The following is a 13,973-nucleotide window of genomic DNA, read 5'->3' on the forward strand; positions in this document are numbered from 1 at the left end:
CTAATTTAAGTGGAGGAAAAAATGAGTAAAGTACATAATAATTCAGAAAAAACACCCAAAAAAAGAGTTTTGGTTTTTGGAATGAGTAATCTTTTGGGTGGCGTAGAAACATACATGTTAAATTATTACAATCATTTAGACCGTTCAAAGATACAAGTAGATTTTGTCACAATGTATCCAACAATGTATTTCGAAAAAGAAGTGGAAGCTAAAGGGGCTAAAGTATACCATGTAACTGAAGTTAAAAAAAATCCTCAAAAATTCATTTCGGAGATAAAATCTATTTTATTAAATGGCAACTACGATATTGTTCATATAAATATGCTTTCAGCAGCTAATATTTTACCCGTTACAATAGCTAAAAGTATGGGTGTGAAAAAGATATTTGTTCATTCTCATAATGCGAATACACCTAATGGTTTGTTAAGAAAAGTAATGCATCAATGGAACAAAAGAAAAATAGTCAGATTAGCAACTGATTATCTAGCATGTTCAAGAAAAGCAGGAACATGGTTATTTGGAGAGCAACTTGAGGACCAGTTAGTAATCATTCCAAATGCAGTAGAAATTGATCAATTCAAATTTGACTCAGACATTCGTTCTGAAGTTAGAAAAGAATTGAAAATAGATGAAGATCAGTTAGTTATTGGACATGTAGGAGCATTTAGAGAACAAAAGAATCATGATTTTCTTATTGATATTTTCGCAGCAATTCATAAAAGGAATGACAAAGCTGTGTTAATCTTAGTCGGCCAAGGAGAGCTCCAAGAAAAAATTCAAAATAAAGTTAAACAATTAAATTTAGAAGATAATATTAAATTTTTAGGGGTTAGACAAGATTCTAATCGTTTATACCAAGTCATGGATGTTTTCGTGTTACCTTCATTATTTGAGGGGCTTCCAGTTGTAGGGGTTGAAGCACAAGCCGCAGGGTTACCACTTATTGTGTCAGATCAGGTGACAAGTGAGCTAGAAATAACAAGTAACTGTCAATTCTTAACGATTGATGATCCTGAGCTATGGGCAGATGCTGTTTTAGCAATCGAACCTAGTGATAGAGATATGTCAGAGGTTTTTTCAAAAAATGGCTATGATATTGATGTGGCCAGCAGAATTTTAAATGATTTATATTGTGAATCAAAATAATGAATATGGTGAGATGATAAAATGAAAGTTGAAAAAATTAGTGTTCTCATGTCCATCTATAAAAATGAGAACCCAAGCTACTTTAAGGAAGCAATAAATAGCGTTTTTGAGCAGACATTACAGCCAGAAGAGATACTATTAGTAGAAGACGGGCCTCTGACAGACGAGTTGAATGCAATGATTTCTGAAATTAAATCAAAAGTCGGCAAACAATTAACAATTGTCCCTTTGGCAGAAAATGTGGGATTGGGAAAAGCATTAGCAGTTGGAGTTGAATCTTGTCGCAATGAATTAATTGCACGTATGGATTGTGATGATATAATGATTCCAAGTCGTTTAGAAGAGCAGTTTGAAGAAATGAAAAAGAATGCTTCATTAGCTATTGTAGGTTCTAACATAATAGAATTTCATGATGAAATCGATAATGTTTTAGGCTATAAAAAAATGCCTGCAAGTAATGAAGAAATTCGTGAATTCTCCAAAAAAAGAAACCCATTTAATCATATGACTGTTATGTTCAGAAAAGAGTTAGTAATGAGGGAAGGAAATTATCAGCCCCTAAAGGGATTTGAAGATTATTATTTATGGGTTCGATTATTAAAAGCTGGCTATACTGCTAAAAATATCCAAAAAGACTTAGTATATGCTAGAACTGGATTAGATATGTATGCTCGTAGAGGAGGATTTAATTATTTGATACCAGGTCTAAAAGCTAGAAAAAAAATTTATCAAGAAGGCTTAGGGAGTTTTAGAGATTATCTATTTGTCTCTTCAGTCCATGTATGTGTCAGTTTGATGCCTAATAAGATGCGCGGCTGGTTTTATGAGAAAAAATTACGGAATTGATTATTAAAAGAATGATAAAAATGATGGGGAACAACCTATAGAGAAGGAGAAAAAGATGGAAGACAATTTATATGTAGTAGAAGGTCTTAATTTTTTTAAAAGGAATTGGAAAAAATATATACTTGCTTTTGCGCTCAGTTTATTATTAATTGTTGCATTATTTTTTTACAGTGTACGTTCTAATAAAAATGACCAAAGTGTAAATCAAGATAAGAATTATACATTTTCATTTATTTTAGAAAATAAGGATGGCTATATTTTCTCTAAAAATGAAATGATCAAGGAAATATTTGCAAGTGAATATGCGAAAACTCATTCTGATATAAGCGCAGAAGATGTTATGGGGTCACTAACTATTACTTATACTGATAATAATGGAAAAATGCTTGTTGAGACACCTGACAAAGAGATTGCTACGTCTTTGTACAAGTTTATTGAAGATTCGAGTTCACGATTTTTTATTGATAAAAGAGCGTATATACTATCTAATAAAGTTGATTTGAGTAAGGAAAAAGCTTTTGAAGGAATCAGTAAAAAGAAAATGATTCTTTATGTATTGCTTATTGTGATTCTTACTTTTATTATTGGAACAATTATTGCAAGTATATCTGAAAAAAGAGATAAAAAAATTTCTCAAAAGTTTACTTTAAAAGATAGCAATGAAATTATCGACGTGACTCCCCTTAGAGAGCAAACAAATGAAGAAATTCAGAAAAAATTGACGAATCTTATTAACAATCCACCGTTGAATAAGATTGTTGTGATGAAAGATCAGAAGTTTTTAAATGCTAGTGAGTTGAATAGTTCGGTCTATCTAACAGATAGTTTGGATCAAGTAGAAAACTTGCCATTTATTCCAGAATTAGTAGTTATTATTTGTGAGAAAAACTCAACCGAAAAAGCATGGTTTGGCTACCAAAAAGAGTTAGCAAAGAATTATTCTGAGAAAGTAAATTGTATTTATATCTAGATGGAGTGAAGAGATGATACCTTATATATTATTATTTGTCAGCCTGATTATTCTTTCACTCCTTGAGTTTTTTAGCAAAAAGAAAATTTTTTTCATAATTGCAATGATAGAAATCATTTTATTTGCAGGATTGAGATATGAAACGGGTTATGATTATCTATCATATAAAGCTTTTTTTGAAAGGGTTCGGAGTTTTGGGGATATATTATCAGGTGGTATTGATGCTGAACCGGGTTACTTATTAACAAATTATATTGTAAAAATGTTTGGAATGGATTTTACAGTGTTCATTTTAATCTATTCTGTAGTGACTTTAGCATTATTAGGTTTGTTTGTTTACAAAAATGTTAGCTACCCAACAATGATTCTAGTGTATTATGTTTCTCGTTTTTATTTTGTGAGAGATATGGGGCAAATAAGAGCCTCTCTTGTAGCGATTATATTTCTTTATTGTTTACCGGCAATCAAAGAAAAGAATTTACCGAAAGTAGTTCTCTTGTCACTTTTAGGAGCATGCTTTCACATTGTTGCGCTATTTATTATACCTGCCTATTTTTTTGTAGGAGTAATAAAAAAATTAACCTTTCAAAAAGTGTTGATTTTGACAATAATTTCAGCACTCATAGGAGTATTGTTCTTTTTCCCAGATTTATTTTTATGGGCAATTCCATCAAGATATGCTGGTTATTTTGCAGGTAAGTATATTACTGGGAAGTGGATACTTAATCCTATATTTATTATGCAAATTGGGATTACAATAGCTTCAATACTATTTGTGAAAGGTAAAAATAAAGAATATAATGATAGTTTTAATACGTTATTGAGCTTATATTTTCTATCTACATTATTTTTAATTGTTTTTGGTCCATTAGCAACAGTAGGTGGAAGGATCGGGACAATCTTTGCTACTGCAGAGATCTTAGTAGTACCTCAACTTTTCCGCCATATGTTTAAAAATCAGTATTTGAATTTGGCCTGTTACTATATATTTTGCGCATTAGTCTTTTACTTGATATTTATTTTATCAAATACTTATCAAGATTTTATTCCGTATCAAACCGTGTACCATGCTTTGTAAAAGAAAGGAAGTAACAATGAATAAAAAAACAAATAATAAATATTTAAAAAGCGGCATTATCTTATGTTCAATTGCTTTATTTTCAGGTGTAGGATTTATTGATGAACGTTACAATGTCTCTGCAGAAGAATCATTAGTTTCGAGTGATAGTAGAACTACTGACGGGAGTTCAACAAGTCAATCTGAACAGACCTCGCAAAGCACTGCGGCATCTGAAACTAGTGACTCTACTTCTGATAGTACAATTGAGACTTCCGAAAGAAATATTACGGAGGAAAACAATAAAGAGTTAGGTAATGCTTCAAAAACAGAAGACGGGGAATATATATTTAACCCTAATGATCGTTCTGATTTAGCAATAACGCTTCGTGCTGCAGCTGAACCTCGTTCACTGATTTCTGCAACAGAAGCTAACCGCCCCTCAAAAGATTTTGTGGATATTTCTTCTCATAACGGATCACTATCAGTCGCTGATTTTACTGAGATGAAAAAATATGGGATAAGAGGTGTCGTGATTAAGTTAACAGAGTATACGACCTATTTGAATCCAGAGGCGAAAACACAAATTGAGAATGCTAAACGTGCTGGTCTAGTTGTTTCTGCTTATCATTATAGCTGGTTTACAACAAAAGCTGGGGCTGAACAAGAGGCGGTATATTTTGCACAAAAGGCAGATCAACTTGGCTTGCCTAAAAATACATTAATGGTCAATGATGCGGAACAAACTGAGATGACAGCAGGTAACGTTACTGAAAATTCTATTGCATTTCAAAAAAAGTTAAATAGTTTAGGTTTTTCTCGTGTTGCACATTATTCAATGTTTGACTGGTTCAATCGTAAAATACTTGATGAAGATAAGTTGGGGCCTGGAAATAGTTGGGTAGCAAGCTATCCCTACAATCCATTAGCAACGAATCTCTTACATACAGGAAATGCAGCATGGCAATGGAGTTCTGAGCTAACTTTTCCTGGAGTTTCTGGAAGATTTGACATAAATGTATCTTATAATAATTTGTTTTTACAAGCAACTGGTGATAATGGTATAAATCTAGCAAATTATCATACTTCTGCTCCAATACAAGTGTATACAACAGATAATATTTGGTATTATAATGATATTAATGAATTTTCTGTTAATACTCAAGCTGAAAGATTGCCTAAAGACACAATTTTAGACATTATTTCAATAGAATATAGTAATAGCGGTTATCCAAGATTAGTGACTAATAAAGGCTATGTTTCGGCAAATAAAATGTATTCTAAACCAACTATCAGTAATATATCTAGTTACGTTACCAAACCAGGGAAATATGCGGCGCTAGGAAATATCTGGTATTACAATGATAAAGACAGTTTTACGCAAGAAACCCAAGCTGGGCAAATTGCTAAAAATACTGTTTTTGAGGTGACGGGTATTGTCTTCAGCAAAACTGGTTATCCAAGATTGGTGACAGATAAAGGCTATGTTTCAGCTAATAAAACCTATGTTAACCAACTTGTAGAAAACTATTCGGATTATTATATGACTCCTGGAAAAGTAGTGACAACAACAAATACTTGGCATTATAATAACAAGGATAGTTTTACACAGCAGACACAAGTAGAGCCAATATCCAAAAATACTGTTTTAACAGTAAAAGATATTGCTTATAGTGAAACTGGTTACCCAAGGTTAGTAACTGATAAAGGCTATGTTTCTGCAAATAAAGGATTTACAACACCTATTGTCAACAATCATTCGGATTATTTTTTAAAGACTGGTAAATTTTTGACGTCACAAAATATCTGGTATTACAATGATAAAGATCTTTTTGCTACTGAAACACAAGCAGAACCTTTAGCAAAAGGGACAATGATTGAAGTAAAGGACATCGTATATAGTAAAACAGGTTATCCAAGATTAGTAACGGATAAAGGGTATGTTTCAGCTAATAAAGCCTATCTATCTGAAGCAATCAGTAATTTGAACAGCTATATTACTGAACCGATAAAAGTTGTTACGAGAGAAAGTACCTGGTACTACAATAGTAAAGATGAGTTTTCTACTAAAACTCAGGCTGAAAAATTGCCGAAATACACACTACTAGATGTTAAAGACATTGTTTACAGTAAAACAGGTTATCCAAGATTAGTAACGGATAAAGGATATGTTTCAGCAAATAAAAACTATACCACTCCAGCAATTAGTAATATTGACAGCTATATAACTAAGCCAGGAAAAATGAAAGCTAAAGCAAATATCTGGCACTATAACAATAAAGACAACTTTATGGTTGAAACACAAGTTCAGCAAATAGCAAAAGGTACCACATTTACAGTAAAAGAAATTGTCTACAGCGAAACTGGTTACCCAAGACTAGTTACAGATAAAGGGTATGTTTCAGCGAATAAGGTATATGTGGAAATAGTAAAATAAATAGTTTAACTATCAAAAAATCAAGACAAGTTGGTGTATCTAAGTGAAAAAAGTATTGAGTAATATATTTTTTACGGCTATGTATCAAGTAGTAATATTGATTGTTCCACTAGTAACGATGCCGTATGTGTCAAGAATATTCGGAACAGAATTGCTTGGTATTAATTCATTTGTTATTTCAATTGTTGGTTTTTTGAACATGATCATCTTAATGGGGATGAGCCAGTTAGGTACGAGAGAAATAGCTAAAGCGGATAAGAAGGATCGAGGCACAGTTTTTTTCCAATTATGGTTTATCCAATTGGCAAGTGGTTTGATTGTAACGAGTCTCTATTTATTGATTGTTTCAATATTTGTTGGGAGCAAAGGCGTTTATTATATTCAAATTCCTTACTTGATTGCTTATGTTTTAGATATTTCTTGGTACTTCCTTGGTATTGGTGAAGTAAAAAAAGTAATTGTTAGGAACACGATCGTTAAATTTGGCTCTTTGATTTTGGTATTTCTACTTGTAAAGAGCAGTTCTGATTTACTATTGTATATGGGAATCAATAGTATTAGTACTTTTTTAGCAAATATCTTCTTTTGGATAAGCTTACTTACAGAATTTAAAACGTATGGAAAAATAAAAAAATCATTTTCTTTTCCTTATTTGAAACAAGCATTGTTTTTGCTTATCCCGTTATTTGCGATTCAAGTGTATAATACCTTTGATAAAACATTAGTAGGATTGTTATCAACAAAGACAGAGCTTTCTTTTTATGATCAATCTCAGAAAATTGTTCGAATTGTGTTATCAATCGTTACATCAATCAGCTTAGTTATGATGCCTTTGATGGCTAAAGTGGATACAGGAGATAGCGAAGACAGTTCTAAGCTACAGTTATTGTTGAAAAAATCTGTTGAGTATACAACATTAATCTCCCTATTACTGACGGTTTTACTAATGTGTAATTCTCGTGATTTTGTTCAGTGGTTTTTTGGAAATGAATTTATTCCAATGACCTATAATATGATATTTGTTAGTTTGATTATTGCACCAAATGCATTTGGTGGTGTTTTAGCGAATCAATTTACTTTAGCAAAAGGTTTGTTGAAGCATTATTCGATACCCTTTATTGCTGGTGCTGTAATAGATGTTATCTTAAATCTTATATTAGTACCAAAATGGGGAGCAAATGGCGGGACCATTGCGTTGATTGTTACCGAGTTTTTTGTTTGTATTTTTAGAGTCTATGTTATTCGTAAATGGTTAGATATTAAAGATATTTGTTCTGAGTTTTTTAAATATATTGTTATATTCGCGTTAGTTTTAGTGTTAGGATTTTTAATTCCTAACTTTGTAGCATCGTTGTTCTTGAATATGCTTATTCGTTCAAGTATAGTGTTTATTGTATTTCTTATTTTGATTTTTCTTTTTCAGACAAATATATCTGAGGACTTTAAGGTTCTTTTAAATAAGGCGAAAAAGAAAACTTAAATAGACATAACTTGGAGGGTTACTTTTGAAATCAGATAGTGTTGTAAAACAACTGCAAAAAAAAGAATTGGAAATATTAAAATTTGTGGATAAATTTTGTCAAACACAAGACATTCCATACTTTTTATCAGCAGGAACTTTGTTAGGTGCGATTCGCCATAAGGGGTTCATACCTTGGGATGATGATATTGATTTAGGTATGACGAGGGAAAATTATGAGCGTTTTGTAAAATTGATTCCAGAAGCTTTAGAAAATACGGAATATATGCTACAAACGTATCAAACAGATGCCGGTTACCCATTACCATTTTTGAAAATCATTAATTTGAATACTACTTTAGTTGAAAATAATGCTAAAAATGGAAATGCTCAAAATGGTGTTTTTATTGATATTTTTCCATTTGATGTAGTACCTGATAACAGGTTTTTAAGATGGATCCAAATTAAAAAATGCAAAATGCTAACATTTGTAATCCATACGAGAATGAATTATTATACCCGTGCTCAAACACCACTAGGTGGAATAATTTATAATATGCTAAATCTTTTATGGGGAAGGTATTCTGTAAGGGGGCTTCTTGACAAACGACAAAAAGAAATTGAAAAATATAACCATTCGAATAATCGAAATATGTCGATTGTCACTGCTACAACGGAATTTAAGACAGAAACTTTAGATAAATTAGAGATAAATGATGTAATTAAAATACCTTTTGAAGATGGTATGTTTTTAGCAAATTCAAACTATGAACAAATGCTGGAACAATCTTATGGAGATTATATGAAGTTTCCTCCTGTAGAAGAACGAGGAACAAAACATGATATTGTTTATTTAGAAATGGATGATTTTGAGTTTGGAGATCGAACATATAAAAAGAAAAAATAATCGTATTGAACAAGATCATAGGAGGGATAACATGCAAGGTCTCATTTTAGCTGCTGGATTAGGAAGCAGAATGAAAGAGTACACAAAAAGTACAACCAAAAGTATGGTTGAAGTTAATGGAAAGTCATTAATAGAAAGAATGCTACGCCAATTAGATAATCTGGATTTAGAAAGAATCGTGATTGTAGATGGTTATAAATATGATGTAATGGAAGAGTATGTCAAATCAATCCAAATCAAGACTCCAGTCGTATTTGTAACAAACCATGATTATGATAAAACAAACAATATTTATTCCGTTTATCTGGCTAAAGAATTAATGTGTCAGGAAGATACGATTTTACTAGAATCAGACTTGATTTTTGCAGATCAGCTTCTTGATGAAGTCTTAGCTTCTGATTTTAAAAATCTAGCAGTTGTATCAAAATTCGAATCTTGGATGGATGGTACTGTTGTAAAAATGGATGAAAACAGTAACATTACGGACTTCATTGATAAGAAACGTTTTAATTTTAATGAAACAAGAAGCTACTACAAAACGGTTAATATTTACAAATTTAGTAAAGAATTTTCAGAATCTATTTATTTTCCATTTTTAGAAGCTCAAATGAGTGCCTTTGGGAAAGACGAGTATTATGAGACTACGTTAAAAACAATTACTCAGTTTGATGCTACTTTGGTTAAAGCCTTAGACATTGAAGATGTTCCTTGGTATGAAATTGACGATTTACAAGATTTAGATGTTGCTAGCTCTCTTTTTAATACGACTCCATCCAAAAAATTAGATGCCTTTCAACAAAGATATGGTGGTTACTGGAGATATCCCAAAGTAATTGATTTTTGTTATTTGGTGAATCCGTTTTATCCGCCTAAAAGAATGGTTGATGAGATGAAATCAAACATGGAACGCTTGATTATTGATTATCCTTCTGGCCTTAAAGTGAATTCATCATTAGTAGCAAAATTTTATAACGTTCCAGAAAAGCATGTAGTAGTAGGAAATGGTGCTGCAGAATTGATTAAGTCTTTGATGGAAAAAAATGGCGGGAAATATGGGATTATTGCACCTACTTTTGAGGAATATCCAAATCGCCTAACGAAAGACCAAATTGTTAAATATTACCCTAAAGATAAAAATTTCCAATATACTGCAAATGATATCATGGCTTTTTATTCAGAAAATCCAATTGATTATTTAGTTTTAATCAATCCAGATAATCCTACTGGGAATTATATTCCAAAATCAGATGTGATCACATTATTAGAGTGGGCAAAGGCACATGAAATAACTATAATATTGGATGAATCGTTTAATGATTTTGTTGATTTTGAAGAGGTAGCATCTTTAATTGATCGAGAAATCTTGATGCAACATCCTAATTTAATTATTATAAAAAGTATCTCCAAATCATTTGGAGTTCCAGGTGTACGTCTAGGCTTCTTGATGACGAGTGATGAATCATTAGTCAGTTATATTAAATCAGATGTTTCAATTTGGAATATTAACTCATTTGGAGAGTTCTTCTTACAAATTTTTGAAAAATATAAAAAAGATTATCTATCAGCATTAGATTTATTTTATAAGATCCGTAAAGATTTCCATTCTGCAATGGCTGATGTATCAGATTTTGAAGTAATCGATTCACAAGCTAACTATTTTACTTGTCGTCTTACTGGCAAAGTGAGTGCTCGAGAATTGGCTACAATTCTATTAGATCAAGACAAAATCTTTATCAAGGACTTATCTGGAAAAGATGGTTTTGAGGGAGAATACGTAAGAATTGCAGTGAAGAAAAGTGATGAAAACAAAAAAATTATTGAAGCTTTAAAACGGATATTGAATTACTAGAAAGTAGATCTATAAAGGAGAACTGAAATCATGGTTTTATTGTTACCTATGCAAACTAGCTATTTGAATACTAGTGGACATATTTACGACTCAGAATTCATCAATTTAGTCCAACTCTCACAAGGAAGTGTTAAATTTGATGAACGAACTTTATTTTTAAATCAAGAAGAGAAGGATTTTTTGAATGGTCAAAAAATTGTTGAGATCTCTGATTCTATTGTTGTTTTTAAAAACAAAGAGAAATGGGGATTAATCGCTAATCTACCAAAAGAGGAGTACATCAAAGGCAACGTTAAAAGTCATGAATTGGTTCTTCCTTCAACGGTTCAAGGAATGCTCAGTAATTTTCACGGATATAACGGTGAAGCAGCTCCAGTTTTATTAGGACACGAAAGTTTTATTGATTTAGAGATTTTTGTTAAAGTAAATGAACCAGATAAACGGCATGCAGTTAACGATTACGAATTGTTTATTTATCAAGGGGAAAAGGCTGCAAAACTTCTTTCACAGTATCAGGAATTGGACCAGCTGTTTATCGGTGATGGGCATCATAGATTGTATACAACCTCCTTGTCAAAATTTAAACAAACTGTTTTTGCTTGTGTCATGAGTTTTGATTACTTGGATATCTTACCAATCCATCGTTTATTGGGAGAAGTATCTGATGAGATGTATTTACATGCCTTAAATTTTTTAAGTAAGAAATTTGAATTAGAAAAAGTAACGGCTGATTCAGTTTTGCCTAAAGGACATGTTAGAATGTCAAGAGGGCGTGATCACTATTTGATTCGTTTAATTGATTTAGCATCTGATGCTTTTTGGAATAATGATATTTATCGATTAAACACTCAAATCATTTCCCAAGCTTTTCGTAGTTTTGATCAAGCAGAGATTCAATATATATCAGAAGAAATGCTGAAAAATTCCGAATCATTTTCTGAACAAGATGTTATACTTGAAACGCACGCACTTTCTAAAAAAGAATTTATTGAAGCTGCTAAAAACGATACGGTTTTACCACCAAAATCGACTTGGGTTTATCCGAAGTTTCCTTCTTTTTTACTTATGAACAAATATCAATAATTTGGAGGTAAAATCATGAAAATTTGTATTGTTGGCTTTGGAAATATTGGAAGTGCATTAGCTGGGATGCTTTCTTTAGGCGGCCATGATGTTCGCGTATTTACGTCTGTACATTTAGGGCATAATTGTCCATTTACGTTAAATGAAATGGGTTCAGCTAAGGAAATGAGGACTTCAATTAATTTAGTTACGAATGATTTAGGCGTTGCTGTTAAAGATGTGGACATGATTATCGTTACTTACCCATCTTTTATGTTGGAGTCATTTGTTAAAAATGTTTCAGTATTTCTAACAAAACCAATTCTTTTTGGTGTTGTTCCAGGAAGTGGTGGAGCTGAGTATATAACTAATCAAGTGTTTACACAAAAGCATGTAATTTTTGGTTTAGACAGGGTTCCTTATATTGCTCGATTAATTGAAAAAAATCATTCAGTTGAGTTTTCCAAGAAAGAGTCTGTCAATGTAGCTGTAATCCCCGAAAAAGAAACAGTTACTGTCGCAAAAATTTTGGAAGATCTCTTACAATTACCAGTCTATCCGTTGAAAAATTATTTAGAAGTCTCTTTGACGCCTTCTAATGCGATTTTACACACTTCTAGAATATATAGTATGTTCAAAGAATATAATTCAAACATCACTTATACCAGAGTTCCTTATTTCTACAGAGATTGGACTTTGGATTCATCTGAAAGTTTGATTGCTTTAGATAAAGAGCTAAGAAGTATCATTTTAAGTATGAAAGAATTAGAATTGTCAGAAATTAAAACGATTCGCGAGCATTATGAGTCAGAATCAGTTGATGCAATGACGGAAAAAATAAGAAGTATTTCTTCTTTTAAAAATATTCCGTCACCCATGAAAAAAGTATCAGATAAAAAATTTGTTCCAGATTTTTTGTCTAGATATTTCATAGAAGATATTCCGTTTGGTCTATTGATTATTAAAGGATTTGCTCTAATCACGGGGGTAGATACTCCAGAAGCTGATCAAATTATTTTATGGAGTCAAAAATGGCTAGATAAGGAATACTTAATTGATGGTGGGAAACCAGGGTGTGATTTTTTGTTGTCAGGCGTTCCTCAGGCATACGGAATTGATACACTAGAAGAAATGTATCGTTTTTACAAATCTTGATGACTTAATAAGAGTATCTAGATAGAAAAATTATTTTGAGTAAATGAGTAGAAATGGAAGTGTGATTATGAACAATATACTTATAACGGGTGGAGCTGGATTCATAGGATCTGCGCTAGCTAATTATTACTGTAAAAATCATAATATTATTGTTGTTGATGACTTGTCTATGGGCAATGAGAAAAACCTAATTAAGTCAAAGAACATTACTCTTATAAAAGGGAGTGTAACGGATCAACAGTTAATGGCACAGTTATTAGAAACTCAGCAGTTTGACTATATTTTTCATTTAGCAGCTATCGCAAGTGTTGCTGATTCAGTTCAAAGGCCTCTTGAGACACATCATGTAAATTTTGATAGTGTATTGTATTTGTTGGAACTAGTCAAAAAACAGACAGGTTTAAAACGTTTGTTATTTACATCGTCGGCAGCTGTCTATGGAGACGAACCAACTTTACCAAAACAAGAAGAGTCCGTTATTAGGCCATTGACGCCTTATGCTATCGATAAATTTTCTGCTGAGAAATATGTAGTTGATTATTGTCATTTATACGGTGTACCAACAAGTGCAGTTAGATTTTTTAATGTGTATGGTCCAAATCAAAATCCTAATTCCCCTTATTCAGGAGTTATTTCAATTATAATGGATTGCTATAAACAGCTTTTGAAAAATAATAATACTTCTTTTACCATGTTTGGTGATGGGAATCAGTCAAGAGATTTTATATATATTGATGACGTGATTAAAGCATTAGATTTGATTGTAAGCTCTGATGAAGCTTTAGCAGAAGTTTATAATGTTGGAACTGGTAACAGTGTTACCTTGAATAACTTAATCAGTATAATTGGTGAATCGTTAAATAAAGATTTATCAATAAATTATGAGAATGAACGTGATGGTGATATACGAGAGTCTTTAGCAGATATATCTAAAATTAAAAGTATTGGTTTTCAACCTGAATTTGATATTAAAAAAGGCCTTCGAAAATATATTAAACATGAACTAAATTTAGATTGATTTTTTCGTTTCTGTTGATTTAGTTCCTTTCAAAGTTATTATCTTAAAATTTAGTACAAAAATACGG

At 31.7% G+C, this 13,973-nt stretch carries 11 protein-coding genes; all 11 read left to right on the top strand.

What is annotated here, in order from left to right:
* The first annotated feature begins 21 nt into the window (after positions 1-21).
* The 11 genes from I583_RS02290 to I583_RS02340 all read left to right on the top strand — a co-directional run bounded on the left by I583_RS02290 (position 22) and on the right by I583_RS02340 (position 13,906).
* Complete coding sequence (locus I583_RS02290; protein WP_010762940.1) at positions 22-1,146, top strand: glycosyltransferase family 1 protein; 1,125 nt, start codon at positions 22-24, stop codon at positions 1,144-1,146.
* Between the two features lie 21 nt (positions 1,147-1,167).
* Positions 1,168-1,992, top strand: coding sequence for a glycosyltransferase (locus tag I583_RS02295; RefSeq protein ID WP_010762941.1), 825 nt, complete (start codon positions 1,168-1,170; stop codon positions 1,990-1,992).
* Positions 1,993-2,047: 55 nt separating this feature from the next.
* Complete coding sequence (locus tag I583_RS02300; protein WP_010762942.1) at positions 2,048-2,962, top strand: hypothetical protein; 915 nt, start codon at positions 2,048-2,050, stop codon at positions 2,960-2,962.
* A gap of 13 nt (positions 2,963-2,975) precedes the next feature.
* Positions 2,976-4,040: an EpsG family protein gene (locus tag I583_RS02305; protein WP_010762943.1), complete on the top strand. Its 1,065-nt coding sequence runs from the start codon at positions 2,976-2,978 to the stop codon at positions 4,038-4,040.
* A gap of 16 nt (positions 4,041-4,056) precedes the next feature.
* Positions 4,057-6,456, top strand: a complete 2,400-nt coding sequence (locus I583_RS16255) for a DUF5776 domain-containing protein (protein ID WP_010762944.1) — start codon at positions 4,057-4,059, stop codon at positions 6,454-6,456.
* A 43-nt stretch (positions 6,457-6,499) separates the two neighbouring features.
* Positions 6,500-7,936, top strand: a complete 1,437-nt coding sequence (locus tag I583_RS02315) for an oligosaccharide flippase family protein (protein WP_010762945.1) — start codon at positions 6,500-6,502, stop codon at positions 7,934-7,936.
* A gap of 25 nt (positions 7,937-7,961) precedes the next feature.
* Complete coding sequence (locus I583_RS02320; RefSeq protein ID WP_010762946.1) at positions 7,962-8,822, top strand: LicD family protein; 861 nt, start codon at positions 7,962-7,964, stop codon at positions 8,820-8,822.
* A 31-nt stretch (positions 8,823-8,853) separates the two neighbouring features.
* A complete protein-coding gene (locus tag I583_RS02325) occupies positions 8,854-10,671 on the top strand; it encodes an aminotransferase class I/II-fold pyridoxal phosphate-dependent enzyme (protein ID WP_010762947.1) in 1,818 nt (605 codons plus the stop codon).
* A gap of 30 nt (positions 10,672-10,701) precedes the next feature.
* A complete protein-coding gene (locus I583_RS02330) occupies positions 10,702-11,754 on the top strand; it encodes a DUF1015 family protein (RefSeq protein WP_010762948.1) in 1,053 nt (350 codons plus the stop codon).
* Between the two features lie 15 nt (positions 11,755-11,769).
* Entirely contained in the window at positions 11,770-12,888 is a 1,119-nt protein-coding gene (locus tag I583_RS16260; RefSeq protein WP_010762949.1) for an NAD/NADP-dependent octopine/nopaline dehydrogenase family protein, read from the top strand.
* 67 nt (positions 12,889-12,955) lie between these two features.
* On the top strand, positions 12,956-13,906 hold the full coding sequence (locus I583_RS02340) for an NAD-dependent epimerase/dehydratase family protein (RefSeq protein ID WP_010762950.1): 951 nt from the start codon (positions 12,956-12,958) through the stop codon (positions 13,904-13,906).
* The last annotated feature ends 67 nt before the right edge of the window (positions 13,907-13,973 follow it).

It is taken from the genome of Enterococcus haemoperoxidus ATCC BAA-382, assembly GCF_000407165.1.
Lineage (GTDB): Bacteria > Bacillota > Bacilli > Lactobacillales > Enterococcaceae > Enterococcus_L > Enterococcus_L haemoperoxidus.